The sequence below is a fragment of the Pseudomonas sp. Irchel s3a10 genome, from assembly GCF_900187525.1.
Lineage (GTDB): Bacteria > Pseudomonadota > Gammaproteobacteria > Pseudomonadales > Pseudomonadaceae > Aquipseudomonas > Aquipseudomonas koreensis_G.
Window position 1 is genome coordinate 233,885 of the sequence record NZ_FYDR01000003.1, and the last position, 26,505, is coordinate 260,389.

Annotated in this window: 30 protein-coding genes; 20 read left to right on the forward strand and 10 right to left on the reverse strand. The window is 61.7% G+C overall.

The features are described 5' to 3' along the window. The first annotated feature begins 4 nt into the window (after positions 1 to 4). From proC to CKW11_RS11050, 10 genes are all read left to right on the forward strand, one after another. Positions 5 to 823: a pyrroline-5-carboxylate reductase gene (gene proC / locus CKW11_RS11005; protein WP_095137542.1), complete on the forward strand. Its 819-nt coding sequence runs from the start codon at positions 5 to 7 to the stop codon at positions 821 to 823. A gap of 24 nt (positions 824 to 847) precedes the next feature. Then, positions 848 to 1,438: a YggT family protein gene (locus CKW11_RS11010; protein WP_095137543.1), complete on the forward strand. Its 591-nt coding sequence runs from the start codon at positions 848 to 850 to the stop codon at positions 1,436 to 1,438. Beyond that, the gene (locus CKW11_RS11015) at positions 1,435 to 1,728 is read left to right on the forward strand and encodes a DUF167 domain-containing protein (protein WP_095137544.1); all 294 of its coding nucleotides are present in this window, start codon (positions 1,435 to 1,437) and stop codon (positions 1,726 to 1,728) included. Before CKW11_RS11010 ends, CKW11_RS11015 begins: the two co-directional genes overlap by 4 nt. Before the next feature lie 184 nt (positions 1,729 to 1,912). Next, positions 1,913 to 3,052 (forward strand): homoserine O-acetyltransferase, encoded by a 1,140-nt coding sequence (locus CKW11_RS11020; protein ID WP_095137545.1) that lies wholly within the window; start codon positions 1,913 to 1,915, stop codon positions 3,050 to 3,052. 7 nt (positions 3,053 to 3,059) lie between these two features. Further along, positions 3,060 to 3,680 (forward strand): methionine biosynthesis protein MetW, encoded by a 621-nt coding sequence (gene metW, locus CKW11_RS11025; RefSeq protein ID WP_003229126.1) that lies wholly within the window; start codon positions 3,060 to 3,062, stop codon positions 3,678 to 3,680. A 26-nt stretch (positions 3,681 to 3,706) separates the two neighbouring features. Next, positions 3,707 to 4,141 (forward strand): DUF4426 domain-containing protein, encoded by a 435-nt coding sequence (locus CKW11_RS11030; RefSeq protein WP_007964121.1) that lies wholly within the window; start codon positions 3,707 to 3,709, stop codon positions 4,139 to 4,141. Further along, complete coding sequence (gene rdgB, locus CKW11_RS11035; protein WP_041063545.1) at positions 4,138 to 4,734, forward strand: RdgB/HAM1 family non-canonical purine NTP pyrophosphatase; 597 nt, start codon at positions 4,138 to 4,140, stop codon at positions 4,732 to 4,734. Before CKW11_RS11030 ends, rdgB begins: the two co-directional genes overlap by 4 nt. Next, positions 4,731 to 5,936, forward strand: coding sequence for a radical SAM family heme chaperone HemW (gene hemW / locus CKW11_RS11040; protein ID WP_095137546.1), 1,206 nt, complete (start codon positions 4,731 to 4,733; stop codon positions 5,934 to 5,936). The genes rdgB and hemW overlap by 4 nt, the downstream gene beginning before the upstream one ends. 34 nt (positions 5,937 to 5,970) lie before the next feature. Then, the gene (locus tag CKW11_RS11045) at positions 5,971 to 6,294 is read left to right on the forward strand and encodes a DUF3392 domain-containing protein (protein WP_003229134.1); all 324 of its coding nucleotides are present in this window, start codon (positions 5,971 to 5,973) and stop codon (positions 6,292 to 6,294) included. 127 nt (positions 6,295 to 6,421) lie between these two features. Then, the gene (locus CKW11_RS11050) at positions 6,422 to 6,970 is read left to right on the forward strand and encodes an RNA 2'-phosphotransferase (protein ID WP_095137547.1); all 549 of its coding nucleotides are present in this window, start codon (positions 6,422 to 6,424) and stop codon (positions 6,968 to 6,970) included. Positions 6,971 to 7,099: 129 nt separating this feature from the next. Here CKW11_RS11050 and trmB read toward each other — a convergent pair whose 3' ends face one another. The 4 genes from trmB to CKW11_RS11070 form a co-directional block, all read right to left on the reverse strand. Beyond that, complete coding sequence (gene trmB / locus CKW11_RS11055; protein ID WP_027610572.1) at positions 7,100 to 7,825, reverse strand: tRNA (guanosine(46)-N7)-methyltransferase TrmB; 726 nt, start codon at positions 7,823 to 7,825, stop codon at positions 7,100 to 7,102. Positions 7,826 to 7,834: 9 nt separating this feature from the next. Beyond that, complete coding sequence (locus tag CKW11_RS11060) at positions 7,835 to 8,629, reverse strand: thiazole synthase (protein ID WP_047297148.1); 795 nt, start codon at positions 8,627 to 8,629, stop codon at positions 7,835 to 7,837. Between the two features lie 60 nt (positions 8,630 to 8,689). Beyond that, entirely contained in the window at positions 8,690 to 8,890 is a 201-nt protein-coding gene (gene thiS / locus CKW11_RS11065) for a sulfur carrier protein ThiS (protein ID WP_166495319.1), read from the reverse strand. An 80-nt stretch (positions 8,891 to 8,970) separates the two neighbouring features. Beyond that, positions 8,971 to 9,342 carry a DUF423 domain-containing protein gene (locus tag CKW11_RS11070; protein WP_095137548.1) on the reverse strand — a complete coding sequence of 124 codons (372 nt, stop codon included), beginning with the start codon at positions 9,340 to 9,342 and terminating at the stop codon, positions 8,971 to 8,973. 74 nt (positions 9,343 to 9,416) lie between these two features. Here CKW11_RS11070 and mtgA point away from each other — a divergent pair, with 74 nt between their 5' ends. Beyond that, positions 9,417 to 10,139 (forward strand): monofunctional biosynthetic peptidoglycan transglycosylase, encoded by a 723-nt coding sequence (mtgA, locus tag CKW11_RS11075; RefSeq protein ID WP_095137549.1) that lies wholly within the window; start codon positions 9,417 to 9,419, stop codon positions 10,137 to 10,139. A gap of 198 nt (positions 10,140 to 10,337) precedes the next feature. Here mtgA and rpoH read toward each other — a convergent pair whose 3' ends face one another. The 4 genes from rpoH to ftsY form a co-directional block, all read right to left on the reverse strand. Beyond that, positions 10,338 to 11,192 (reverse strand): RNA polymerase sigma factor RpoH, encoded by an 855-nt coding sequence (gene rpoH, locus CKW11_RS11080; protein ID WP_003229146.1) that lies wholly within the window; start codon positions 11,190 to 11,192, stop codon positions 10,338 to 10,340. 115 nt (positions 11,193 to 11,307) lie between these two features. Then, a complete protein-coding gene (ftsX, locus tag CKW11_RS11085) occupies positions 11,308 to 12,333 on the reverse strand; it encodes a permease-like cell division protein FtsX (protein WP_095137550.1) in 1,026 nt (341 codons plus the stop codon). Continuing rightward, positions 12,330 to 13,001 carry a cell division ATP-binding protein FtsE gene (gene ftsE, locus CKW11_RS11090; protein ID WP_003229148.1) on the reverse strand — a complete coding sequence of 224 codons (672 nt, stop codon included), beginning with the start codon at positions 12,999 to 13,001 and terminating at the stop codon, positions 12,330 to 12,332. The genes ftsX and ftsE overlap by 4 nt, the downstream gene beginning before the upstream one ends. Then, the gene (gene ftsY, locus CKW11_RS11095; protein WP_095137551.1) at positions 12,998 to 14,512 is read right to left on the reverse strand and encodes a signal recognition particle-docking protein FtsY; all 1,515 of its coding nucleotides are present in this window, start codon (positions 14,510 to 14,512) and stop codon (positions 12,998 to 13,000) included. Before ftsY ends, ftsE begins: the two co-directional genes overlap by 4 nt. Before the next feature lie 344 nt (positions 14,513 to 14,856). Between ftsY and CKW11_RS11100 the strand changes: the two genes are divergently transcribed. The 5 genes from CKW11_RS11100 to CKW11_RS11120 all read left to right on the forward strand — a co-directional run bounded on the left by CKW11_RS11100 (position 14,857) and on the right by CKW11_RS11120 (position 20,244). Next, entirely contained in the window at positions 14,857 to 16,212 is a 1,356-nt protein-coding gene (locus tag CKW11_RS11100; protein ID WP_025112091.1) for a pitrilysin family protein, read from the forward strand. Beyond that, on the forward strand, positions 16,205 to 17,692 hold the full coding sequence (locus CKW11_RS11105) for a pitrilysin family protein (protein WP_095137552.1): 1,488 nt from the start codon (positions 16,205 to 16,207) through the stop codon (positions 17,690 to 17,692). The genes CKW11_RS11100 and CKW11_RS11105 overlap by 8 nt, the downstream gene beginning before the upstream one ends. After that, on the forward strand, positions 17,692 to 18,297 hold the full coding sequence (gene rsmD, locus CKW11_RS11110; RefSeq protein WP_095137553.1) for a 16S rRNA (guanine(966)-N(2))-methyltransferase RsmD: 606 nt from the start codon (positions 17,692 to 17,694) through the stop codon (positions 18,295 to 18,297). Before CKW11_RS11105 ends, rsmD begins: the two co-directional genes overlap by 1 nt. A 112-nt stretch (positions 18,298 to 18,409) precedes the next feature. Beyond that, positions 18,410 to 19,408 (forward strand): hydrolase, encoded by a 999-nt coding sequence (locus CKW11_RS11115; protein WP_095137554.1) that lies wholly within the window; start codon positions 18,410 to 18,412, stop codon positions 19,406 to 19,408. Further along, entirely contained in the window at positions 19,405 to 20,244 is an 840-nt protein-coding gene (locus CKW11_RS11120) for an AraC family transcriptional regulator (protein ID WP_095137555.1), read from the forward strand. Before CKW11_RS11115 ends, CKW11_RS11120 begins: the two co-directional genes overlap by 4 nt. A gap of 111 nt (positions 20,245 to 20,355) precedes the next feature. Here the strand turns inward: CKW11_RS11120 and CKW11_RS11125 are convergent, their stop codons facing one another. Then, complete coding sequence (locus CKW11_RS11125) at positions 20,356 to 21,210, reverse strand: sulfurtransferase (protein WP_095137556.1); 855 nt, start codon at positions 21,208 to 21,210, stop codon at positions 20,356 to 20,358. A gap of 31 nt (positions 21,211 to 21,241) precedes the next feature. Continuing rightward, the gene (locus CKW11_RS11130) at positions 21,242 to 21,913 is read right to left on the reverse strand and encodes a TetR/AcrR family transcriptional regulator (RefSeq protein ID WP_007964152.1); all 672 of its coding nucleotides are present in this window, start codon (positions 21,911 to 21,913) and stop codon (positions 21,242 to 21,244) included. Between the two features lie 145 nt (positions 21,914 to 22,058). Here CKW11_RS11130 and CKW11_RS11135 point away from each other — a divergent pair, with 145 nt between their 5' ends. The 4 genes from CKW11_RS11135 to coaD all read left to right on the forward strand — a co-directional run bounded on the left by CKW11_RS11135 (position 22,059) and on the right by coaD (position 26,384). Next, positions 22,059 to 23,489 carry a coniferyl aldehyde dehydrogenase gene (locus tag CKW11_RS11135; RefSeq protein WP_095137557.1) on the forward strand — a complete coding sequence of 477 codons (1,431 nt, stop codon included), beginning with the start codon at positions 22,059 to 22,061 and terminating at the stop codon, positions 23,487 to 23,489. A 28-nt stretch (positions 23,490 to 23,517) separates the two neighbouring features. Further along, positions 23,518 to 24,063, forward strand: coding sequence for a twin-arginine translocation pathway signal protein (locus CKW11_RS11140; RefSeq protein WP_095137558.1), 546 nt, complete (start codon positions 23,518 to 23,520; stop codon positions 24,061 to 24,063). A 130-nt stretch (positions 24,064 to 24,193) separates the two neighbouring features. Beyond that, positions 24,194 to 25,789 carry a GMC family oxidoreductase gene (locus CKW11_RS11145; protein WP_095137559.1) on the forward strand — a complete coding sequence of 532 codons (1,596 nt, stop codon included), beginning with the start codon at positions 24,194 to 24,196 and terminating at the stop codon, positions 25,787 to 25,789. A 115-nt stretch (positions 25,790 to 25,904) separates the two neighbouring features. Beyond that, entirely contained in the window at positions 25,905 to 26,384 is a 480-nt protein-coding gene (coaD, locus tag CKW11_RS11150; protein ID WP_003229157.1) for a pantetheine-phosphate adenylyltransferase, read from the forward strand. The last annotated feature ends 121 nt before the right edge of the window (positions 26,385 to 26,505 follow it).

Here is a 26,505-nt window from a genome sequence, read left to right on the forward strand (position 1 = left end):
TGACATGAGCAACACACGCATTGCCTTTATCGGTGCCGGCAACATGGCCGCCAGCCTGATCGGCGGCCTGCGGGCCAAGGGTCTGCAAGCCAGCCACATTCGCGCCAGCGATCCGGGCGAAGAGACCCGCCAACGCGTCAGCGCCGAACACGGCATCGAAACCTTCGCCGACAACGCCCAGGCCATCGAAGGCGTCGACGTGATCGTGCTGGCGGTCAAGCCACAGGCGATGAAAGCCGTGTGCGAAGCCATCCGCCCAAGCCTGAAGCCGCAGCAACTGGTGGTGTCGATCGCCGCCGGCATCACCTGCGCGAGCATGACCGCATGGCTTGGCAAGCAGCCGATCGTGCGCTGCATGCCGAACACCCCGGCACTGCTGCGTCAGGGCGTCAGCGGCCTGTACGCCACCAGCGAAGTGACTGCCGAACAGCGTCAGCAGGCTGAAGAGCTGCTGTCCGCCGTCGGCATCGCGCTGTGGCTGAACGAAGAGCAGCAACTCGATGCGGTGACCGCCGTCTCCGGTTCCGGCCCGGCGTACTTCTTCCTGCTGATCGAAGCGATGACCGCCGCTGGCGTCAAACTCGGTCTGCCAAAGGAAATCGCCGAGCAACTGACCCTGAAAACGGCTCTGGGCGCCGCGCACATGGCGGTATCCAGCGATGTCGACGCTGCCGAACTGCGCCGCCGCGTGACGTCGCCAAATGGCACCACAGAGGCCGCGATCAAATCATTCCAGGCTGATGGCTTCGAAGCCCTGGTAGAAAAAGCACTCGGCGCCGCCGCGCACCGCTCGGCCGAAATGGCCGAACAACTCGGTCGCTAACCAGCTCTTACAAAGGACTCAATAATGCTTGGTCTCAATGACGCTGCCATTTTCATCATCAAAACCCTGGGCAGCCTGTATCTGCTGATTGTTCTGATGCGCTTCATCCTGCAACTGGTTCGGGCGAATTTTTACAATCCACTCTGCCAGTTCGTCGTCAAAGCCACGCAACCACTGCTCAAGCCGCTGCGCCGGGTCATTCCGAGTATGTTCGGTCTGGACATGTCGTCGCTAGTGCTGGCCCTGATCGTTCAGATGCTGTTGATGGCTGTGATCATTACGCTCAAAGGCTTTTCGGTCGACTGGCTGCTGCTGGTGCCGTGGTCGCTGATCGCACTGTTCTCGCTGTTCCTGAACATCCTGTTCTACGCGATGATCATCAGCGTGATCCTGTCCTGGGTTGCTCCCGGCAGCCATAACCCCGGCGCCGAGCTGGTCGGGCAGATCACTGAACCGGTGCTCGCGCCGTTTCGCCGGATCATCCCGAACCTCGGCGGTCTGGATATCTCGCCGATCTTCGCGTTCATAGTGATCCAGTTGCTGCAGAGCTGGCTGATCCCGCGCCTGGCCTACTTCGCCTACATGCCACCTGAGCTGCTGCGACTGATCGGGTGAGCTGGTTCCGTTGGGACGGGGACGACTTGATCCTCGAATGTCATCTGCAACCGGCAGCCCGCAGCGATGATTTCGCCGGGCTGCACGGTGACCGCCTGAAGATCCGCCTCACCGCACCGCCGGTCGAGGGCAAGGCCAACGCCTATCTGATGGGCTTTCTGGCCAAGGCGTTTGGAGTCTCCAAGAGCCAGGTCAGTTTGCTCAGCGGCGAGTTGAACCGGCAGAAACGGGTGAAGATCTGTGCGCCGAAGAAGCTGCCGGAGTTGCCTGATCTGGTGCGTCCAGCCTGATCCACCGAGTCGCTCCATTCGCGAGCAAGCCCGCTCCCACAGGAGATCGCATTCCCCTGTGGGAGCGGGCTTGCTCGCGAATGGCCGCACCTCGGTCCAAAGCGAACAAACAGGCCCCATCGTTGCTTGCCGCTAACCCCCCCGGTCTTTAGACTTACGCCTCATTTCAACGAGAGCAGGGTCGATGCCAGCTGCCTTTCCCCCCGATTCTGTTGGTCTGGTGACGCCGCAAACGGCGCACTTCAGTGAACCTCTGGCCCTGGCCTGTGGCCGTTCGCTGCCCGCCTACGACCTGATCTACGAAACCTATGGCACGCTGAACGCGCAGGCGAGCAACGCCGTGCTGATCTGCCACGCCCTGTCCGGGCATCACCATGCCGCCGGCTATCACAGCGCAGACGACCGCAAGCCCGGTTGGTGGGACAGTTGCATCGGCCCGGGCAAACCGATCGACACCAACAAGTTCTTCGTGGTCAGCCTGAACAATCTGGGCGGCTGCAACGGCTCCACCGGCCCGAGCAGTATCAACCCGGAGACCGGCAAGCCGTTCGGTGCCGACTTCCCGGTGCTCACCGTGGAAGACTGGGTGCACAGTCAGGCGCGTCTGGCTGACCTGCTCGGCATTCGTCAGTTCGCCGCCGTGATCGGCGGCAGCCTCGGCGGCATGCAGGCACTGCAGTGGACCATCACCTACCCGGATCGCGTGCGTCACTGCCTGGCCATCGCCTCGGCGCCCAAACTGTCGGCGCAGAACATCGCCTTCAACGAAGTGGCGCGCCAGGCGATCCTTACCGATCCGGAGTTCCACGGTGGTTCGTTTCAGGAAGCAGGCGTGATCCCCAAGCGCGGGCTGATGCTCGCGCGAATGGTCGGGCACATCACCTACCTGTCCGACGACTCCATGGGCGAGAAATTCGGCCGTGGCTTGAAGAGCGAAAAGCTCAACTACGACTTCCACAGCGTCGAGTTCCAGGTCGAGAGCTACCTGCGCTATCAGGGCGAAGAATTCTCCGGGCGTTTCGATGCCAACACCTATCTGTTGATGACCAAGGCGCTGGACTACTTCGATCCGGCGGCGAACTTCGACGATAACCTGGCGAAAACCTTCGAAAACGCCACCGCCAAGTTCTGTGTGATGTCGTTCACCACCGACTGGCGCTTCTCCCCGGCTCGCTCGCGAGAACTGGTGGACGCGCTGATGGCAGCACGCAAAGACGTCAGCTATCTGGAAATCGACGCACCTCAGGGCCACGACGCCTTCCTGATTCCGATCCCGCGCTATTTGCAGGCGTTCGGCAATTACATGAACCGAATTACGGTGTGAACAAGCCATGAGAGCTGATCTGGAAATCATCCAGGAATGGATCCCCGCCGGCAGCCGCGTGCTCGACCTCGGTTGCGGCGACGGCGAATTGCTGACCTGGCTGCGCGACAACAAGAACGTCACCGGTTATGGCTTGGAAAACGACGCCGACAACATCGCCGAGTGCGTGGCCAAGGGCATCAACGTCATCGAGCAGGATCTGGACAAGGGGCTGGGCAACTTCGCCAGCAACAGTTTCGACATCGTCGTCATGACCCAGGCCCTGCAAGCCGTGCATTACCCGGACAAGATCCTCGACGAGATGCTGCGGGTCGGTCGTCAGTGCATCATCACCTTCCCCAACTTCGGTCACTGGCGCTGCCGCTGGTACCTGGCGAGCAAGGGTCGGATGCCGGTGTCGGAATTTCTGCCGTACACCTGGTACAACACGCCGAACATCCACTTCTGTACCTTCGAAGACTTTGAAGAACTTTGTCGCGAACGTGATGCGAAGGTCATTGATCGGCTTGCCGTGGATCAACAGCACCGCCACGGGTGGGCCAGTAAGCTATGGCCTAATCTGTTAGGTGAGATTGGTATCTACCGCGTCAGCAGCCCGGTGCTTGCAGATCATCGGGTCGCGGTCTGAACCACGACATTTCGAGGAGAACGATCATGGGTCGCTTGATTACTGTGCTATTGGCTGCCTGCCTGAGTCTGTCGGCGGTGGCCGCCGATGCCATCAAGGGCGAACGCAAGGAAGTGTTCGGTGACGTTACCGTGCACTACAACACCTTCAACTCGACCTTCCTGACACCCGAGATCGCCAAAGCAGCCGAGCTGATCCGCAGCAAGAACCAGGGCGTGATCAACGTCTCGGTGATCAAGGACGGCAAACCGCTGATCGCCAACGTCACCGGCACGGTCAAAGACCTGACCAGCCAGAGCGTGCCGCTGAACTTCCGCCAGGTCACCGAACAGGGCGCGATCTACTACATCGCCCAATACCCGGTGGAGCAGCAGGAAACCCGCACCTTTGAAATCAAGGTGCAGAACGGTGACAAGGTCAACACCATCAACTTCAACCAAGAACTCTTTCCCGGCGAATGATGAACCTCACGCAACTCGTACTGGCCAGCCATAACGCCGGCAAACTCAAGGAACTCCAGGCCATGCTCGGCGACTCGGTGCAACTGCGCTCGATCGGCGAATGGAGCAAGGTCGAACCGGAGGAAACCGGTCTGTCGTTCGTCGAGAACGCGATCCTCAAGGCGCGCAATGCCGCGCGCATCTCCGGCCTGCCGGCGCTGGCCGACGACTCGGGTCTGGCGGTGGATTTCCTCGGCGGCGCACCGGGCATCTACTCGGCGCGTTATGCCGATGGCAAGGGCGATGCGGCGAACAACGCCAAACTGCTCGACGCCCTCAAAGACGTGCCGCAAGCCGAGCGCGGCGCGCAGTTCGTCTGCGTGCTGGCACTGGTGCGGCATGCCGATGATCCGCTGCCGATTCTCTGCGAAGGCCTGTGGCACGGACGCATCCTGACCGCTGCCAGCGGCGAGCACGGTTTCGGCTACGACCCGCTGTTCTGGGTGCCGGAGCGTGACGTATCCAGCGCCGAACTGAGCCCGGCCGACAAGAACCAGATCAGCCACCGCGCCCGTGCAATGGATCTGCTGCGCCAGCGTCTGGGCCTGAAATGACCGATAGCCACCCCGCGTCGTCGCTGATTATCGGCGGCGCCGCCTCTTCGCCTCGGGCGCCGCTGCCGACGCTGCCGCCCTTGGCGCTGTACATCCACATCCCGTGGTGTGTGCGCAAATGTCCGTATTGCGATTTCAACTCGCACACCGCCAGCCCGGTGCTGCCAGAAGAGGAATACGTCGACGCCTTGCTGGCCGATCTCGATCAGGACCTGCACGCGGTGTATGGCCGTGAAATCAGTTCGATCTTCTTCGGTGGCGGCACGCCGAGCCTGTTCAGCGCGCAAGCCCTCGGGCGCCTACTCAAAGGCGTGGAGCAGCGAATCCCGTTTGCTCACGACATCGAGATCACCCTGGAAGCCAACCCCGGCACCTTCGAGCAAGAGAAGTTCGTCGCGTATCGCAAGCTGGGGATCAATCGCCTGTCGATCGGCATCCAGAGCTTCCAGCAGCAGAAACTCGAAGCCCTCGGACGTATCCACAACGGCGACGAAGCGGTGCGCGCGGCCGGTATGGCGCGCCAGGCCGGGTTCGATAACTTCAACCTCGACTTGATGCACGGCTTGCCCGATCAGTCGCTGGAAGATGCCTTGAGCGACCTGCGTCAGGCCATCGAACTGCAGCCGACGCATATTTCCTGGTATCAGCTGACACTGGAGCCGAACACGGTGTTCTGGAACCAGCCGCCGGTGCTGCCGGAAGACGACACGCTGTGGGACATTCAGGAAGCCGGGCAAGCGCTGCTCGCAGCGCACGGTTACGCGCAATACGAAGTCTCGGCCTACGCCCAGCCCGGGCGGACGGCGCGGCATAACCTCAATTACTGGAGTTTCGGCGACTTCATCGGCATCGGCGCCGGCGCGCACGGCAAGCTCAGTCATCCGGACGGGCGCATTGTGCGCACCTGGAAAACGCGCCTGCCGAAGGACTATCTCAACCCGGCCAAGAGCTTCCAGGCTGGCGAGAAAGCGCTGAGCAACGATGAGATGCCGTTCGAGTTTCTGATGAACGCCCTGCGCCTGACGGCCGGGGTGGAATCGCACCTGTATCCCGAGCGCACCGGCCTGCCACTGGAAAGTCTCGCCGAACACCGCCGCGAGGCCGAACAAAGCGGCCTGATGCAGGTCGAACCGTCACGTCTGGCGGCCACCGAGCGCGGACAACTGTTTCTCAACGACCTGCTGCAGAAATTTCTGAGCTGAGCCCACCTCAAACGGCTGCCCTAAGGAAAACCGCATGGATTTGATACTCGACCTGCTCGCCACCGTGTCCCGCTGGAGCCGCAGCAACCTCTCGGAAATCGCCCTGGCCCTGGTGGGCTGCCTGCTGGTGCTGTTCGGCGCCGACTTCAAAGGCTGGGTCGAGCAACGCCTGGGCAGCATCGCCGGCGCCCTGCGCGTGCCACTGATGGCCCTGCTGTGCGTGATCGGCAGCGGCGCTGCGCTGATCTATGCGACGCCATGGGTGGTCAAGGGCCTGAGCCAGTTCAACAACTACAGCCTGGCGCCGGTGTTGCTGGTGGTGCTCGTCCTTATCGGCGTCGTCGCTGACCGCCGCTGACTTTCAGCCATCACCAAAAACAACTGTGGGAGCGGGCTTGCTCGCGAAGGCGCCGTATCAGTTGAATGAATCACCGCTTTCGCGAGCAAGCCCGCTCCCACAGTTGATCGCAATGACAGGGAAATTCATGAGCAAAAAACTGTTGGACGAGACAAGCAAATTTCTCAGCTTCGTATTGCGACACGAACCTCAGGCGATTGGTCTGACGCTGGATTCTGAAGGCTGGACGAATATAGACGCGCTGATCAGGGGCGCTGCGCGTGACGGTCGTAAACTGGATCACGAACTGATTGAAGCGGTCGTTACAAGTAGCGACAAGAAGCGCTTCTCGATATCCGAGGACGGCCAACTGATTCGTGCGGTCCAAGGTCACTCAACGAAAAGCGTGGATCTGCAGTTCGAGCAGAAACAGCCACCGCAAGTGCTGTATCACGGCACGGCGACGCGCTTTCTTGAGTCAATCAAAGAACAAGGCCTGATCCCGGGATCACGCCATCACGTGCACCTTTCCCAAGACATCGACACCGCTTCGGCGGTCGGGCAGCGCTATGGCACCGTGGTGATTCTGAAAGTCGCCGCACGGCAGATGGAAGAACAGGGTTTGAAGTTCTATCAGGCCGAAAACGGCGTTTGGCTGACAGAGCATGTACCGGTGCGCTTCATCTCTACCCTGTAATTTCTCGAACACCCAAAACAACTGTGGGAGCGAGCTTGCTCGCGAAGGCGTAGTGTCAGTCAACTCAGCGTTGAATGATCCATCGCATTCGCGAGCAAGCTCGCTCCCACAGTTTTTATTGCGTGTTGCTTAAGCGATTTTTTCGAACTTCAGATCCCACACGCCATGGCCAAGACGTTCGCCGCGGCGTTCGAACTTGGTGATCGGGCGTTCGGCCGGGCGCGGTACGCATTTGCCGTCTTCGGCGAGGTTGCGGTAGCCCGGGGCGACGTTCATCACTTCCAGCATGTACTCGGCGTACGGCTCCCAGTCGGTGGCCATGTGCAGGATGCCGCCAACCTTCAGCTTGCTGCGCACCAGTTCGGCGAAGGACGCCTGAACGATGCGACGCTTGTGGTGACGGCTCTTGTGCCACGGGTCCGGGAAGAACAGCATCAGGCGATCAAGACTGTTATCGGCGATGCAGCGGTTGAGCACTTCGATCGCGTCGCAATCGTAGACCCGCAGGTTGGTCAGACCCTGAGTCAGCACGCCGTTGAGCAGCGCGCCAACACCCGGACGGTGTACCTCCACACCGATGAAGTCCTGATCCGGCGCCGCTGCGGCCATTTCCAGCAGCGAGTGGCCCATGCCGAAACCGATCTCCAGCGAGCGCGGCGCCGAACGGCCGAACACCTGATCGTAATCCACCGGCGCGTCGGCCAGCGGCAGCACGTACAGCGGCGCGCCCTGATCCAGACCGCGCTGCTGGCCTTCGGTCATGCGCCCGGCGCGCATCACGAAACTCTTGATGCGGCGGTGTTGGCGCTCGTCGCCCTCTTCCGTCTGGATAGGCGTGTCGTTCGATTCAGTCATCAATGGCTCTTACTTGATCAGACCATCCAGCGGCGAAGAGGCGCTGGCATAGAGTTTTTTCGGCATGCGGCCGGCGAGGTAGGCCAAGCGGCCTGCGACGATCGCGTGTTGCATGGCTTGGGCCATCATCACCGGTTGCTGAGCATGGGCGATGGCCGAGTTCATCAGCACCGCGTCACAGCCCAGTTCCATGGCGATGGTGGCGTCGGAAGCGGTACCGACACCGGCATCCACCAGCACCGGAATTTTCGCTTCTTCGAGGATAATCTGCAGGTTGTACGGGTTGCAGATCCCCAGACCGGAACCGATCAGACCGGCCAGCGGCATGACTGCGATGCAGCCGATTTCCGCCAGTTGGCGAGCGATGATCGGGTCATCACTGGTGTAAACCATCACGTCGAAGCCTTCCTTGACCAGCGTTTCGGCGGCCTTGAGGGTTTCGATCACATTAGGGAACAGGGTTTTCTGGTCAGCCAGCACTTCCAGCTTCACCAGGTTGTGACCATCGAGCAGCTCACGGGCCAGGCGGCAGGTGCGCACGGCTTCGATGGCGTCGTAGCAACCGGCGGTGTTCGGCAGGAAGGTGTAGCGATCCGGCGACAGCACGTCGAGCAGGTTCGGCTCGCCTTCGATCTGGCCCAGGTTGGTGCGGCGCACGGCGAAGGTGACGATCTCGGCACCCGAGGCTTCGATGGCCTGGCGGGTTTCTTCCATGTCACGGTACTTGCCGGTACCGACCAGCAAACGCGACTGGTAAGTACGACCGGCCAGAACAAAAGGCTTGTCGCTGCGAACGATGCTCATGGGGAATCCTCTTTAGGGGTGAGGGTCTTGCAGAATTCTATGCCCTTGCGGGCCTGGCGATCAGCCGCCGCCGATGGCGTGCACCACTTCGACGTTGTCGCCGTCGTTGAGGATGGTGTCGGCATGCTGGCTGCGCGGGACGATATCCAGATTGAGTTCGACTGCCACCCGGCGTCCGGTCAGTTCCAGACGGGTGATCAGGGCCGCAACGGTCTCGCCGTCGGGCAGTTCAAGGGATTCGCCGTTCAACTGAATGCGCATGCGCCAGGCCGCCATCATTTTTAGGGGGTGGCATTCTAGCCCGATCATGACCTAAAGGTCAGTACCAAGCGTCAAGCGGTTTACCGCAGGCGCCAGGCGGCAAGTCCAAGGCACAGCCAGCCGACCAGAAACGCCAGACCGCCGAACGGGGTGATGATGCCGAGCTTGCTGATGCCGGTGGTGGTCAGCACGTACAAACTGCCGGAGAACAATAGAATGCCGACAGCGAACGAAATGCCGGCCCAGGTCACTAGCCGCCCCTGAATCTGCGTGGCCAGCAGCGCCACGCCGAACAGCGCCAGGGTGTGCACCAGTTGATAGGTCACGCCAGTGTGGAAAATCGCCAGATACTCGGGGGTCAGGCGGCTTTTCAGGCCATGCGCGGCGAAGGCGCCCAGGCCCACACCGGTAAAACCAAAGAAAGCGGCCAGCATCAGAAAGCCACGCAGCATGTGGAACTCCAGTCAGACTCGTTCGGCAGGGTCTGTATAATGGCCCGCTCTATCGGTTCGGCCAAGCCATCTCTATGTTGCGTTCACTTTTGCGTCGTCTCACGAAGGCCCTGCTCTGGTTCGCAGGTGGCAGTGTATTGCTGGTGTTGCTGTTTCGCTTCGTGCCGCCGCCGGGCACGGCGCTGATGGTCGAGCGCAAGATCGAATCCTGGGTCGACGGTGAGCCGATTGACCTGCAGCGCACCTGGAAACCGTGGGACGAGATCTCCGACGATCTCAAAGTCGCGGTCATGGCCGGCGAAGACCAGAAATTTCCCGAGCACTGGGGCTTTGACTTCGGCGCGATCCAGGCTGCACTGGCCCACAACGAACTCGGCGGTTCGATTCGCGGTGCCAGCACCTTGAGCCAGCAAGTGTCGAAGAACCTGTTTCTGTGGTCCGGTCGCAGCTATCTGCGCAAAGGCCTGGAGGCGTGGTTTACCGCGCTGATCGAGGTGTTCTGGCCCAAGCAGCGGATTCTTGAGGTGTACCTGAACAGCGTCGAGTGGGATGACGGGGTGTTTGGTGCCGAAGCGGCGGCCCGCCATCACTTTGGCGTGAGCGCTAAGTCACTGTCGCGGCAGCAGGCGAGTTATCTGGCGGCGGTGCTGCCTAACCCGCGAGTGTGGAGCGCCAGCCATCCGACAGCGTATGTGTCGCGCCGGGCCGGGTGGATTCGGCAGCAGATGAGCCAGTTGGGCGGAACCAGTTATTTGCTGGGGCTTGATGATTCGCGCCGGGCGCCGTGGGCCCAATAACCACATTCAATCATTCAGACACCATCAATCACTGTGGGAGCGGGCTTGCTCGCGAAGGCGGTGGGTCAGCCAGCATTGTCGGTGACTGACACGACGCCTTCGCGAGCAAGCCCGCTCCCACAGGGATTTGTGTTGAGCCAGAAATGAAAACGCCCCGATCATCACTGATCGGGGCGTTTTTTGTTGCCTGAGCACCGGTTATGCGGCGATCGACAACTTGAGCTTGTTCATCGCGCTCTTCTCGAGCTGACGAATCCGCTCGGCCGACACGTTGTACTTCTGCGCCAGGTCGTGCAGCGTGGCTTTCTCTTCTGCCAGCCAGCGCTGGTAGAGGATGTCGCGGCTACGTTCGTCCAGCACTTCCAGCGCTTCGTGCAGGTTGTGGTTGGAGTTGTCGCTCCAGTCGGCATCTTCCAGTTGACGCGCCGGGTCGTACCGGTGGTCTTCCAGATAGTTGGCCGGCGACTGGAAAGCACTGTCGTCGTCAGCTTCTGCAGCCGGGTCGAAGGCCATGTCATGGCCGGTCAGGCGACTTTCCATCTCGCGCACTTCACGTGGTTCGACGCCAAGGCTTTCCGCCACACGGTGGACTTCCTCGTTGTTCAGCCACGCCAGACGTTTCTTCTGGCTGCGCAGGTTGAAGAACAGCTTGCGCTGGGCCTTGGTGGTCGCGACCTTCACAATGCGCCAGTTGCGCAGGATGAACTCGTGAATTTCCGCCTTGATCCAGTGCACGGCGAACGACACCAGACGCACACCCATTTCCGGGTTGAAGCGTTTTACCGCCTTCATCAGGCCGACGTTGCCTTCCTGGATCAGGTCAGCCTGAGCCAGACCGTAGCCGGAATAGCTACGGGCGATGTGTACGACAAATCGCAGGTGGGCGAGCACCATCTGCCGAGCCGCCCCCAAATCCTGCTCATAGTAGAGACTCTCGGCCAGTTCACGCTCCTGCTCCGGCGTCAGCAATGGAATGCTGTTGACGGTGTGCACATAGGCTTCCAGGTTCGCACCCGGAACCAACGCGTACGCAGGTTGCAAAGAATTGGTCATGCGAAAAAACCTCCCACTTACATACTCGTGCCTCTCGGCACTGCGAAAAATTGACCGGGAATTCAAGTACAAGTTCCCAAAAAAACCGCAAGGTCAATCACGCGCAAAAAAGATTCTACTTCGGCGCCAGCTCCCTGAGATGACGTGCGACTGCAATCCATGCACCGATATAACCCAACAGCACCGCGCCAAGCAAGAGCGACAGACCGTCGGCAACTGGCACTCCGGCCAGCGCGAAATCACTGCCGTACAAGCCGGCCAGTCCAACCACCGCGTCGTTCAGCCAGTTCAGGCCGAACGCCAGCACACCCCAGGACAAGACACCCGCACCGAAGCCATACAACGCACCCATATACAGAAAGGGACGACGCACATAGCTGTCAGTGCCGCCGACGAGTTTAATCACTTCTATCTCTGTGCGGCGGTTTTCAATATGAAGACGAATGGTATTGCCTATCACCAAAAGTAATGCAGACACCAAAAGCACCGTCAGACCGAAGACAAAGCGGTCACCGAGCTTGAGGATGGCGGCCAGACGCTCGACCCAGACTAGATCAAGTTGCGCCTGTTGTACCTTGGGCAGCTCGGAAAGTTTTTGTCTTAATGCTTCCAGGGTCGGCTTGTCGACCTCGTTCGGAGTCACCAGCACCACGCCCGGCAGCGGGTTCTCCGGCAGCTCGCGCAGAGCTTCGCCCAGACCGGACTGCTGCTGAAATTCTTCCAGGGCCTGATCGCGACCGACATATTCGGCCTCAGCGACGCCGGGCATGCCTTTGATCTGTTCGCGCAACGATTCGCCCTGCGCGGGCGTGGCATCCAGTTGCAGGTACAGCGAAATCTGCGCCGCACGCTGCCACGAACCACCCAGACGTTCAACGTTGTTGATCAGCAGCGACAGGCCCATCGGCAAACTCAACGCCACGGCCATCACCATGCAGGTGAAGAAGCTACCGATCGGCTGTTTGCCGAGGCGCCGCAGGCTGTCGAGCAGGCTGGCGCGGTGACTTTCGATCCACGAATGCAACAGCGTGGAAAAGTCCGGGCCGTCGTCATCGTCGTGTTTTTTCTTCTTTGGTGGCTGCGGATCGGCGGCCTTCGGGGCCACGCGTTCGGAAACCTTGGGACTGCGTGTCGCACTCATACGCCGGCCTCCCCGTCGCCGATCAATCGGCCGCGCTGCAAGGTCAGCATGCGGTGACGCATGCGCGCAATCAGGGCCAGGTCGTGACTGGCGATCAGCACACTGGTGCCCAAGCGGTTGATGTCTTCGAACACGCCCATGATCTCGGCCGCCAGACGCGGGTCGAGGTTACCGGTCGGTTCGTCCGCCAGCAGCAGGGCCGGACGGTGGACGATGGCGCGGGCGATGCCGACGCGCTGTTGCTGACCGGTGGACAGGTCGCCTGGATATAGATCGGTTTTATCCGACAGCGCCACGCGCTCCAGTGCCGAATCGACGCGCTTGGCGATTTCGGCCTTGGACAAGCCGAGAATCTGCAGCGGCAGCGCGACGTTGTTGAACACCGTGCGATCGAACAGCAACTGGTGATTCTGGAACACCACGCCGATCTGCCGACGCAGGAACGGAATCTGCGCGTTGCTGATGGTGCTCAGGTCCTGCCCGGCCAGCAGCAGTTTGCCGCTGGTCGGACGCTCCATCGCCAGCAACAGGCGCAACAGCGTGGATTTACCGGCACCGGAGTGGCCGGTGACAAACAGAAATTCGCCACGACGGACTCGAAAGCTCAGCTCATGCAAGCCGACGTGACCGTTCGGGTAGCGTTTACCGACCTGTTCGAAACGAATCATGAACGCTCCCGCTCGGCAAACAGTGCCTGGACAAAGGGTTCGGCTTCAAAGGTACGCAGGTCGTCGATGCCTTCACCGACGCCGATGTAGCGGATCGGCAAGCCAAACTGCTTGGCCAGGGCGAAAATCACCCCGCCCTTGGCGGTGCCGTCGAGCTTGGTCAGCGCCAGGCCGGTCAGTTCGACGGTCTGGTTGAATTGCTTGGCCTGGTTGATCGCGTTCTGCCCGGTACCGGCGTCGAGCACCAGCAGCACTTCGTGCGGCGCGTCGGCGTCGAGCTTGCCGATTACCCGACGAACTTTCTTCAGCTCTTCCATCAGGTTGTCTTTGGTGTGCAGACGACCGGCGGTGTCGGCGATCAGCACGTCGATGCCACGGGCCTTGGCGGCCTGCACGGCGTCGAAGATCACCGACGCCGAGTCAGCACCGGTGTGCTGGGCGATCACCGGGATTTTGTTGCGCTCACCCCAGACCTGCAATTGCTCCACAGCGGCGGCGCGGAAGGTGTCACCGGCGGCGAGCATGACTTTCTTGCCTTCCAGTTGCAGCTTCTTCGCCAGTTTGCCGATGGTGGTGGTTTTGCCGGCGCCATTGACGCCAACCACCAGAATCACGAACGGCTTGTTCTGCGAGACGATCTTCAGCGGCTGTTCGACCGGTTTGAGCATCGCGGCCAGCTCGGCCTGCAACGACTTGTACAGCGCGTCGGCATCGGCCAGCTCTTTGCGTGCGACCTTCTGGGTCAGACGCTGGATGATCTGCGTAGTGGCTTCGACACCGACGTCGGCGGTCAGCAGCCGGGTTTCCAGTTCATCGAGCAGATCGTCATCAATGGTTTTACGGCCGAGAAACAGGCTGGCCATGCCTTCGCCGATGCTGGCGCTGGTTTTCGACAGGCCTTGCTTGAGGCGGGCGAAGAAGCCGACTTTGGTTTCTTCGCTGCGCGGGGCTTCCACTGGCGTTTCAGCAACCACTTCTGCCGGCACCACCGGAGCGCCGACGACCGGTGCAGGTGCAGGTGCAGGCTCGGGCTGCTGAACGACCGGCGCAACAGGGGCAACGAACACCGGGGCCACTGGCTCGGGAACAACCGGCGCAGGCTCGACAACCGGCTCAACCACTGGCGCCGGAGCGACTTCAGGGACGAACGCAGCAGGTGCAGGAATCGGCGGCGTCACATGCGGCGCAGCCTCTTCGACCAAGGCCACCGGCTCTTCCGCCACCGGCAAGGTCAGCCACGGCTCGGCCGTCGGGGACAGTGGCAGCTCGGCCGCCACCGGGGTTTCAGGTTCTGGCTCGGGCTCGACCGGTTGCAGCACCGGTTCGGCAATCGGCAGCACGATCGGCGCCGGCTCTTCTTCTATAGCAGGCGCTGGCGTCGGAGCCGGTTCAGGAATCGCGGGCGGCTGTTCGACGACGGGTTCCTGCGGTTTCTTACGCAGCCATCCGAACAGGCTTTTCTTCTCGCCAGCCGCAGCTGGGGTCTTCTTGTCGTCGTTGGAACCAAACATGGAGGACGGCTATCTCACGGTAGCGACGCGCCATAAGGGCGCCCCGGCAAATAAATATTCGATGCAGAACAGACTGTGTTTCATCCAGCTTGTTCACGCGCAACATTTTGTCGAGGCGCCAGCGGCACCCCAAAGATTCGTATTAACGAAGGACTAAACCGGCAAAATCGGCGAAAAAGCGAAGTCTAGTCGATAAACCGCAGCTTTCTGCCGCCAACCTATACAACCGCATCAGGCCGGAAAACCTGATAGGCGTGGTCGCCGGTAAAACGGATCAGTATCCTAGCACCCTCTCGCCCGCCGACGCTAAGACCAAGCGGGCAGCCCAACAGGTTAAAAAACGAATGAATGCTCTAGCCCGCCGCGCTGCAGGCCTGCTGCTCAGCACAGTCTGCCTGCCCCTTTCGGCCCTGGCGGCCGACCCGCAACCGACCCACGAATTCACCCTCGACAACGGCCTGAAGGTCGTCGTGCGCGAAGACCATCGCGCGCCGGTGGTGGTGTCGCAGGTCTGGTACAAGGTCGGCTCCAGCTACGAAACCCCGGGCCAGACCGGTCTGTCCCACGCGCTCGAGCACATGATGTTCAAGGGCAGCGAGAAAGTCGGCCCCGGCGAAGCCTCGCTGATCCTGCGCGACTTGGGCGCCGAAGAAAACGCCTTCACCAGCGACGATTTCACCGCCTATTACCAGGTGCTGGCCCGCGACCGCCTGGGCGTAGCGTTTGAGCTGGAAGCCGACCGCATGGCCAATCTGCGCCTGCCGGCTGACGAGTTCGCCAAGGAAATCGAAGTCATCAAGGAAGAGCGCCGCCTGCGCACCGACGACAAACCGATGTCCAAAGCCTACGAACGCTACAAGGCGATGGCTTACCCGGCCAGCGGCTACCACACGCCGACCATCGGCTGGATGGCGGATCTGGACCGGATGAAAGTCGAAGAGCTGCGGCATTGGTATCAGTCCTGGTATGTGCCGAACAACGCCACGCTGGTGGTGGTCGGCGACGTCACTCCTGATGAAGTGAAGACCCTCGCCCAGCGCTACTTCGGGCCGATTGCCAAGCGCGACGTGCCACCGGCGAAGAAACCGCTGGAGCTGGCCGAGCCGGGTGAGCGCCAGATCACCCTGCACGTGCAGACCCAACTGCCGAGCCTGATGCTCGGTTTCAACGTACCCAGCATCGCCACCGCTGAAGACAAGCGCTCGGTCAACGCCCTGCGCCTGATCTCGGCGCTGCTCGACGGCGGCTACAGCGGGCGCATCCCGACGCAACTGGAGCGCGGCGAGGAGCTGGTTTCCGGCGGTTCGTCGAGCTACGACGCCTACACCCGTGGCGACAGCCTGTTCACCCTGTCGGCGACGCCGAACACGCAGAAGAAAAAGACCATGGCGCAAGCTGAAGCCGGTCTGTGGAAACTGCTGGAACAGCTGAAAACCACCGCACCGTCCGCCGAAGAACTGGAACGCGTGCGGGCACAGGTCATCGCCGGCCTGGTGTTCGAACGTGATTCGATCACCAGTCAGGCCACCGCCATTGGCCAACTGGAAACGGTCGGACTGTCATGGAAGTTGATGGACACCGAACTCGCCGATCTGGAAAGCGTGACCCCGCAAGACATCCAGAACGCCGCCAAGCTGTATTTCACCCGCGAACGTCTCAGCGTCGCCCACGTCCTGCCACTGGAGACGACTCATGAGTGAGCGCAAATCCCCACGCCTGTTGCTCGGCCTGATCGCCATTGCAGTGATCGGCTCTGCCGCGTTCTATCTGATGCCCGGTGTCAAAACCGGCGCCAGTGAAGCACTGGACAACGCCAAGACCAGTCAGAAGCTGCAATCGCTGGCCGAACTCGACGGCAAGGCCCCGGCCAGCCGTAAGCTCGACGTGCAGACCTGGAACACCGCCGAAGGCGCCAGGGTGCTGTTCGTCGAGGCCCATGAGCTGCCGATGTTCGATATGCGCCTGATCTTCGCCGCCGGCAGCAGTCAGGACGGCAATGCGCCGGGTCTGGCAGTCCTGACCAATGCCATGCTCAACGAGGGTGTGGCGGGCAAGGACGTCGGCGCCATCGCCCAGGGCTTCGAAAGCCTCGGTGCGGATTTCGGCAACGGTGCCTACAAGGACATGGCGCTGGCTTCGCTGCGCAGTCTGAGTGCCGCCGACCAGCGCGACCCGGCGTTGAAGCTGTTCTCCGAAGTGGTGGGCAAACCGACCTTCCCGGCCGACTCCTTTGCGCGCATCAAGAACCAGATGCTCGCCGGATTCGAGTACCAGAAACAGAACCCCGGCAAACTCGCCAGCCTCGAGCTGATGAAGCGTTTGTACGGCGACCACCCTTACGCACACTCCAGCGACGGCAATGCGCAGAGCGTGCCAAAGATCACCCTGGCACAGTTACGTGAGTTCCACGCCAAGGCCTACGCGGCGGGGAACGTGGTGATCGCACTGGTCGGTGACCTGTCGCGCGCAGAAGCCGAGGCGATTGCCAATCAAGTCTCCGGCGCCCTGCCCAAAGGCCCGGCGCTGGCGAAAATCGCCCAGCCGCAGGAACCGAAAGCCAGCGTCAATCACATCGAGTTCCCGTCGAAGCAGACCAACCTGTTGCTCGCGCAACTGGGCATCGACCGTGACGACCCGGATTACGCGGCGCTGTCGATGGGCAACCAGATCCTCGGTGGCGGCGGTTTTGGCACCCGCCTGATGAGCGAAGTGCGCGAGAAGCGCGGCCTGACCTACGGCGTGTATTCCGGTTTCAGCCCGATGCAGGCTCGCGGCCCGTTCATGATCAACCTGCAGACTCGCGCGGAAATGAGCGAAGGCACCCTGAAACTGGTGCAGGACGTGCTCGCCGATTATCTGAAGAGCGGCCCGACCCAGAAAGAACTCGACGACGCCAAACGCGAACTGGCCGGCAGCTTCCCGCTGTCCACCGCAAGCAACGCCGATATCGTCGGCCAACTGGGCGCCATGGGCTTCTATAATCTGCCGCTGAGCTATCTGGATGACTTCATGCGTCAGTCCCAGAGCCTGACTGTCGAGCAGGTCAAAGACGCGATGAACAAACACCTGAGCACGGACAAACTGGTCATCGTCAGCGCTGGCCCGACCGTGCCGCAAAAGCCGTTACCGGCCCCATCTGATAAACCTGCCGAGCAACCGCTCGGGGTTCCGGAGCATTAATGGCTACTCGTCCTAAAAAACCTGCGCAGAACGTCCACAACGGTGTGAACCAGCTGCGCATCATCGGCGGCGAATGGCGCAGCCGCAAACTGAGCTTCCCCGATGCGCCGGGCCTGCGCCCGACGCCGGATCGCGTGCGCGAAACCCTGTTCAACTGGCTCGCGCCGTATGTGGCCGGGGCCAAGGTGCTGGATCCATTCGCCGGCAGCGGCGCGCTGTTTCTTGAGGCGTTGTCGCGTGGCGCGGCCATGGGTCAGGCGCTGGATGCCAGCCACGTAGCGGTGTCGAGCCTGAAGGAACACCTCGGCACCCTGCGCTGCACCAACGGCCACGTGCAAACCGCGGACGCGCTGCGTTATCTGGAAACCCAGGTCGCCACGCCGTTTGATCTGGTGTTCCTCGATCCGCCGTTCAACCAGAACCTGCTGCCGGCCGTCTGCACCCTGTTGGAAGAGCGTCAATGGCTGGCTGCGGATTCGTGGATCTACACTGAAAGCGAGACCGCGCCATCGACACTGGGCCTGCCGGGCAACTGGCGCCTGCACCGCGAGCAGAAATCCGGGCGGGTGTACTACGCGTTGTGGCAACGTATGGCAGCTAACTGAACATATTGAACAACCTGTGGCGAGGGAGCTTGCTCCCGCTGGACTGCGCAGCAGTCCCAAAAAAGGGCCGCTTCGCGCCCCAGCGGGAGCAAGCTCCCTTGCCACAAAAGGTGTGTGCCCTCTGGAAACTGAACGCTTCACCCCCGCCTTCGGCCTCGGCAATCCGCACCTGCAAACCTTGTGGGGGCCGCTGTGGCGCAAAACCGTCCACCTTGAACGCGAGCGTGAACGCTTGTGGCTGGACGACGGGGATTTCCTCGATCTCGACTGGCATGGCCCGCACAGCGCCGAGGCGCCGCTGGTGCTGGTGCTGCACGGGCTGACCGGCTCTTCAAATTCACCCTACGTCGCCGGGATCCAGGCCGCCCTCGCCGCGCAAGGCTGGGCCAGCGTCGCGCTGAACTGGCGCGGCTGCTCCGGCGAGCCCAACCTGCTGCCGCGCAGTTACCACTCCGGTGCCAGCGAAGACCTCGCCGAAGCCATCAGACACCTGCGCGCCAAGCGCCCGCTGGCGCCGCTGTATGCGGTCGGCTATTCATTGGGCGGCAACGTGCTGCTCAAGCATCTGGGCGAGACCGGCAGCGACAGCGGCGTGCTCGGTGCAGTGGCGGTGTCGGTGCCGTTTCGCCTTGATCAGTGCGCCGACCGCATCGGTCAGGGTTTCTCCAAGGTCTATCAAGCGCACTTCATGCGCGAGATGGTCGCCTACATCAAGAACAAGCAACGTCAGTTCCAGCACGACGGGCGCGAGGATGGCCTGGCAGCTCTGGCGGCGCTCGGTTCGCTGGAGAACATGCGCACCTTCTGGGACTTCGATGGCCGGATCACTGCGCCGTTGCATGGTTTTACCGATGCCGAGGATTACTATCGCCGGGCATCGAGTCGCTACTTTCTCGGTGAAATCCGCACCCCGACCCTGATCATTCAGGCGGCTGACGATCCGTTCGTGTTCCCCCACAGCCTGCCGACGGCCGAAGAACTCTCCGCCAGCACCCGGTTCGAGCTGCAGGCCAAGGGTGGGCATGTCGGCTTCGTCGATGGCACGCTCCGTCAACCCGGTTACTACCTGGAACGGCGTATTCCGCAATGGCTGGCCCGTGTGACGTCATGAACGATCAGGGCGAGTCGATCCGCTTCTGGCAAACCGCGCCGCTGGCCGGGGTCGAGTTGCTGGCGGCGCGCTACATCGAGCATCGCTTCGCCCCGCACGTCCACGACGGCTATGTGATCGGCATGATCATGGCCGGTGCCCAGCGTTATCGCTATCGCGGTGCCGAACACCTGGCTGGCAGCGGCACCCTGGTGCTGATCAACCCGGACGAATTGCACACCGGGCACAAGGGCACCGAGGACGGCTGGCTGTACCGGGCGTTTTATCCCGATACCGGAAAGATCGTTTCACTGCTCGAAGAACTGGAACTGCCCACCGCGCCGATGCCGGCCTTCGGCGCGACGCTGTACCGCGACCCGGATCTGGTCAACGGTTTCTGTCAGTTGCATCGCTTGCTGGAAAGCCCGGCCACCGCACTGCAACAGCAGACGATGTGGCGCGAAATGATGATGCTGCTGTTGCAACGGCATGCGGCGGTGCAGATCAACGGCAAACCGGGCAAGGAGCATCGTGCGGTGGTAATGGCCAAGGAGCTGCTGCATGCCCGGCTCGCCGCGCCGCCGTCGCTGGAAGAACTGGCGGCCGCAGTGAACCTGTCGCCCTTCCACTTCGCCCGGGTCTTCCGCCGCGCTACCGGCATGCCACCGCATACCTGGCTGATGCAGCAACGCACCGCCACGGCTCGGGGTTTATTGCAGCAAGGTTGTCTGCCAGTGGAAGTCGCGATGCAACTGGGCTTTGCCGACCAGAGTCATCTGAGCCGGCAGTTCAAGCAGGTGTATGGCGTGGGGCCGGCGGCGTATCGCCGTGCCCGACAACCTGTCAGCGACGATTAAACCCTGTGGGAGCGGGCTTGCTCGCGAAAGCAGTGTCTCAGCAGACATCACTGTCGACTGACACACCGCTTTCGCGAGCAAGCCCGCCCCGACATTGGGGGCATGGTGAGTTTATTCGCCCGTGGCGATGCCTCGGGAAGGCTCGTTGATCCACTCACTCCACGACCCGGCATACAACGAACCCAGCGGGTAACCCGCCAGGCACAACGCAAACAGGTTGTGACACGCCGTCACCCCGGAGCCGCAATAGGCGACCAGATCCGAAGGCGAACGCTCGCCGAGTTTCGCCGCAAAGCGCTGCTTGAGCTGCTCCGCCGGCAGGAAGCGTCCGTCGCTGCCGAGGTTTTCGGTAAACGCCGCACATTGCGCGCCGGGAATGTGCCCGGCAATCGGATCGATCGGCTCGACCTCACCCTTGAAGCGCGGCAAGGCCCGGGCGTCGAGCAACGTCAGCGATGGCTGATCAAGGCGCTTCTGCAATTGCCCGGCGCTCAGCAGCAGGCCCATGTCCGGTTTGCCGCTGAAGCTGCCCCGGCTGACCGATGGCGCATCCAGGCTCAGCGGCAGACCCGCCGCGTGCCAGGCCTTCAACCCGCCGTCGAGAATGAACACGCCGTCGCGCTTGCCCAGCCACGCCAGCAGCCACCAGGCGCGGGCCGCATAGGCACCGGGGCCGTCGTCGTACAAAACCACTTCGCTGTCGGCATTGATGCCCCAGGCTTGCAGACGTTCGATCAATGCCGCCGGCTCGGGCAAAGGGTGACGCCCGGTCACGCCTTTGATCACCTTGCCACTGAGATCGCGCTCAAGGTCGGCGAAGCTGGCACCGGCGATGTGTCCTTCGGCATAGCTGCGCTGCCCGTAGTCCGGGTCTTCGAGGGCAAAACGACAATCGAGAATCACCAGCCCCGGCTGCTCCTTGCGGGCATCCAGTGCATTCGGGCTGAGCAGTTGCGCAATCGGCATAACGGACTCCTGTGAGCGACTTCGAAATGGGTTACCGCCCTTCTTCGAGGGCCTGGGCCAGCGGCACGTAGAACTCGTCGAACAAGGCATTCACCTCTTCGCGCGCCTGATCAGTGACGAATCCGGCTTCCAGCACCAACACCTGATACACGCCACGCTTGATGGCCTGCTCGCTGAGGTGATTGGAGTTTTCCCGGGTGGTGCACAGAAAACGCACCCACGAGGTGAGGATGATCCAGGCATTGATCGTCAGGGATTCGATCTGCACCCGGTCCATCTTGAGAATGCCGGCGGCGACGAAGCCTTCGTAGATCGCCATGCCCTGGATCACGCAGCGCTGGGAAAAACGCCGGTAGCGCGCGGCCAGGTCCGGGTCGCTGTCGAGCAGGTGCTCCAGATCCCGATGCAGAAAGCGGTAGCCCCACATCGCCGACAGCAGCTCCTTGAGGTAATAGCGCTTGTCTTCGACGGTGGCGGCACGCCCCTGTGGCGGGCGCAGAAAGCTGTCCACCAGGCTTTCGTACTCACTGAACAGCACGGCGATGATCGCCTGCTTGTTGGGGAAGTGGTAGTACAGATTGCCCGGAGAAATCTCCATGTGCGCGGCAATGTGATTGGTGCTGATGCTGCGTTCGCCCTGCTGATTGAACAGCTCGAGGCTGTTCTGCACGATGCGCTCGCTGGTTTTTATTCGTGGGGCCATGGCTTGAGCTTTAATTCAGAGTGCGGTGAGGGGCATCTTACGACCTAACCGGAACTGGATAAAACAAAGCTGTGTCGGGAAGTCATTTGACTTTCTAGAGCATAGACTCTAGAAAGTCATCACTACAATAAATCCGGAGCCCACGATGACTGCCGACATTGCATATCTGCAAACGCTGCAACAGCCCCTGGAAGAGCTGGATCGGCTGTTCGCGGCACAGCGCGCCGCCTATGCCGCCAACCCGATGCCAGCGGCAGACCAGCGCCAGCAGTGGCTCAAGGCGTTGCGCGACTTGCTCAGCGATGAGCGGCAGGCGCTCGTTGAAGCCATCAGCGCAGATTTCAGTCATCGCAGCGCCGATGAAACCCTGCTCGCCGAACTGATGCCCAGTCTGCACGGCATCCATTACGCCAGCCGCCATCTCAAGGGCTGGATGAAGTCCTCGCGCCGCAAAGTCGGCATGGCCTTTCAACCGGCGTCAGCAAAAGTCGTGTACCAGCCGCTCGGCGTAGTCGGCATCATCGTCCCGTGGAACTACCCGCTATATCTGGCCATCGGCCCGCTGGTCGGCGCGCTCGCGGCGGGTAACCGGGTGATGCTCAAGCTCAGCGAATCGACCCCGGCCACCGGCCAGTTGCTCAAGACTCTGCTGGGACGGATTTTTCCCGAAGATCTGGTCTGCGTGGTACTCGGCGAGGCCGATGTCGGCGTGGCGTTTTCCCGTCTGCGCTTCGATCACCTGTTGTTCACCGGCGCCACCAGCATCGGCAAACAGGTGATGCGCGCCGCGGCAGAAAACCTGACCCCGGTGACCCTCGAACTGGGCGGTAAATCCCCGGCCATCGTTTCCCGCGACGTGCCGCTCAAGGACGCCGCCGAACGCATCGCCTTCGGCAAGACCCTCAACGCCGGCCAGACCTGCGTCGCCCCCGATTACGTGCTGGTGCCGCAAGACCGCGTCGGCGCGTTCGTCGAAGCCTATCGCCAGGTGGTGAACAATTTCTATCCAACCCTCGCCGACAACCCGGACTACACCGCGATCATCAACGAGCGCCAACTGACGCGGCTCAACAGTTATGTCAGCGACGCCACGAGCAAGGGCGCGCTGCTGATCCCGCTGTTCGAACAGGGCCAGGGCCGGCGCATGCCGCACAGCCTGCTGCTCAATGTGACTGACGAGATGACCGTGATGCAGGACGAAATCTTCGGCCCGTTGCTGCCGATCGTGCCGTATCAGGATCTCGACCAGGCGTTTGCCTACATCAATCAGCGCCCGCGTCCTCTGGCGCTTTACTACTTTGGCTACGACAAGCGTGAGCAAAACCGCGTGCTGCACGAAACCCACTCCGGCGGCGTGTGCCTGAACGACACCCTGCTGCACGTGGCGCAGGACGACATGCCGTTCGGCGGCATCGGCCCGTCGGGCATGGGTCATTACCACGGCCACGAAGGCTTCCTGACCTTCAGCAAGGCCAAGGGCGTGTTGATCAAACAGCGCTTCAATGCAGCGAAGCTGATTTACCCGCCCTACGGCAAATCGATCCAGAAACTGATCCAGAAGCTGTTCATCCGCTAATCGTCGTCACCGCCGGGTAATAACAACAATGCACCCAAGCCTGACCGAAACACCTGCCCTGTCGCGCCGTGACCTGCTGAAATTCAGCCTCGGCGCCACGGCGTTTCTTGCCACCGCCGGCCTCGGCGCCAGTCTCAGTGGTTGTTCATCGAGTGTCGCAGCCAATGGCTTCGTCACTTTGCGCGACGGCGACCTGCTGTTTCTGCGCGCACTGATTCCAGTGATGCTCGACGGCGCCGTGGCGAGCGAAAAAATGCCCGGTGCCATCGATGGCACCCTCAAGTCGCTGGATTACAGCCTCGATCACCTGTCGCCGGAGATGCTCAAGCTCACCCGGCAGCTGTTCGACGTGCTCGGCATGGCGGTTACCCGTGGCCCGCTCACCGGAATTTGGGGCAGTTGGGAAAACGCCAGCCCCGAGGCCATGCGCCACTTTCTCGACCGCTGGCAGAACAGTTCGTTGAGCCTGCTGCGCATGGGTCATAGCTCATTGCAGCAAATGGTGATGATGGCCTGGTACACCCGCGCCGAGTCCTGGGCGCATTGCGGCTACCCCGGCCCGCCCACGGTCTGAAATCGAGTCGCGCCGTTCGCGAGCAAGCTCGCTCCCACAAGGGAATGCATTTCAATGTGGGAGCGGGCTTGCTCGCGAAGGCGCCAGCCGGCACACCACCGCACCCAGAATAATAAAGAGAACCTGATCAATGCCCGTACCCGACCCGTTCCGCGAAGGCCTCGCCCGTGGCTGGAAAACCTACAACGGCGCACAACTGACCGATGACCTGACGCTGCAAGCCGACGTGGCGATCATCGGCAGCGGCGCCGGTGGCGGCACCACGGCGGAAATCCTCAGCGCCGCCGGTTACAAAGTGCTGCTGATCGAAGAAGGCCCGCTCAAGACCAGTTCCGACTTCAAGATGCTCGAAGACCAGGCCTACAGCAGCCTCTATCAGGAAGGCATCGGCCGCATGAGCAAGGACGGCGCAATCACCATCCTCCAGGGCCGTGCGGTGGGCGGCACCACGCTGATCAACTGGACGTCGAGTTTCCGCACCCCGGAGCCGACGCTCGAGCACTGGGCCAGGGAGCACAACGTCAAAGGCCACAGCCCGGCCGAGATGGCGCCGTGGTTTGAAAAAATGGAACAGCGCCTCGGCGTCGCGCCGTGGATGGTCCCGCCCAATGCCAACAACGACGTGATCCGCAAGGGCTGCGAGCAACTTGGCTACAGCTGGCACGTGATCCCGCGCAACGTGCGTGGCTGCTGGAACATCGGCTACTGCGGCATGGGCTGCCCGACCAACGCCAAGCAGTCGATGCTGGTCACCACCATTCCGGCGACGCTCGAAAAGGGCGGCGAGCTGCTGTACCTGGCCCGCGCGGAAAAACTGCTGATCAACGGCGACAAGATCACCGAACTGCAATGCGTGGCGATGGACGAGCGTTGCGTCGCGCCGACCGGACGCAAAATCACAATCAAGGCGCGGCATTACGTGCTGGCCGGCGGCGGCATCAACAGCCCGGCCCTGCTGCTGCGTTCGGATGCACCGGATCCGCATCAGCGCCTCGGCAAACGCACCTTCCTGCACCTGGTGAACATGTCCGCCGGGCGTTTCGACGAGATGATCAACCCGTTCTACGGCGCACCGCAGTCGATCTACTCGGATCATTTTCAATGGAAGGACGGCACCAGCGGGCCGATGGGCTACAAACTCGAAGTGCCACCGCTGCACCCGGCGCTTGCGGCAACGCTCTTGGGCGGTTTCGGCCAGCAGAATGCCGAACATATGGCTGATCTGCCGCACACCCACGCGATGCTCGCGTTGCTGCGCGACGGTTTCCACCCGGACAGCTCCGGCGGCAGTGTCGAGTTGCGCGGCGATGGCTCGCCGGTGCTCGACTATCAAGTCTCGCCTTACGCCTGGGAAGGCCTGCGCCGCGCCTTTCACAGCATGGCCGAGATCCAGTTCGCCGGCGGCGCGAAAGCGGTGATGCCGATGCACGCCGATGCGCGTTACGTGAACAGCCTGGCCGAAGCGCGCACGCTGATCGATGGTTTGAACCTTGAGCTGTATCGCACGCGTTTGGGCAGTGCCCACGTGATGGGCGGTTGTGCGATGGGCGAGGAATCGAAAAACGCAGTCACCGACAGCCTTGGCCGGCATCATCAACTGAGCAATCTGTCGATTCACGACGGCTCGCTGTTCCCCACCAGCATTGGTGCCAACCCGCAATTGTCGGTGTACGGGCTGACCGCACAACTGGCGACGTCCCTCGCCGATCGACTGAGAAATCCGTGAAAAAACCGGTTTATCGCGTCGTCTATAGTGCTTTCTTACCCAACAGGCGACTTGGCCGACCGGGACGGCTGCGATACCATCCGACTCCCCAACGGACTCCCGCCAGGACGACGCGATGAACCGAGTGTTGTACCCAGGTACCTTCGACCCTATTACCAAGGGCCATGGCGATCTGGTCGAACGCGCCTCGCGCCTGTTCGATCACGTGATCATTGCGGTCGCCGCCAGCCCCAAGAAAAACCCGCTGTTCCCGCTGGAACAACGGGTCGAACTGGCTCGCGAGGTTACCAAACACCTGCCCAACGTCGAGGTGGTCGGCTTCTCGACGCTGCTGGCGCATTTCGCCAAGGAGCAGAACGCCAACGTGTTCCTGCGTGGCCTGCGTGCGGTGTCGGACTTCGAATACGAATTTCAGCTGGCCAATATGAACCGCCAGTTGGCCCCGGACGTCGAGAGCCTGTTCCTCACCCCGTCCGAGCGTTATTCGTTCATTTCCTCGACGCTGGTGCGGGAAATCGCCGCGCTGGGCGGCGATATCAGCAAGTTTGTGCACCCGGCCGTGGCCGATGCCCTGACCCTACGCTTCAAAAAGTAGGAGCTGCCGCAGGCTGCGATCTTGGCTTTTGATTTCAGCCCCTGATCGCAGCAGCGTGCACTGCGCTCGCCAATGCGGCACAATTGCGCGCATTGATTTATAGCGCCCGGGCCTGCCGCCC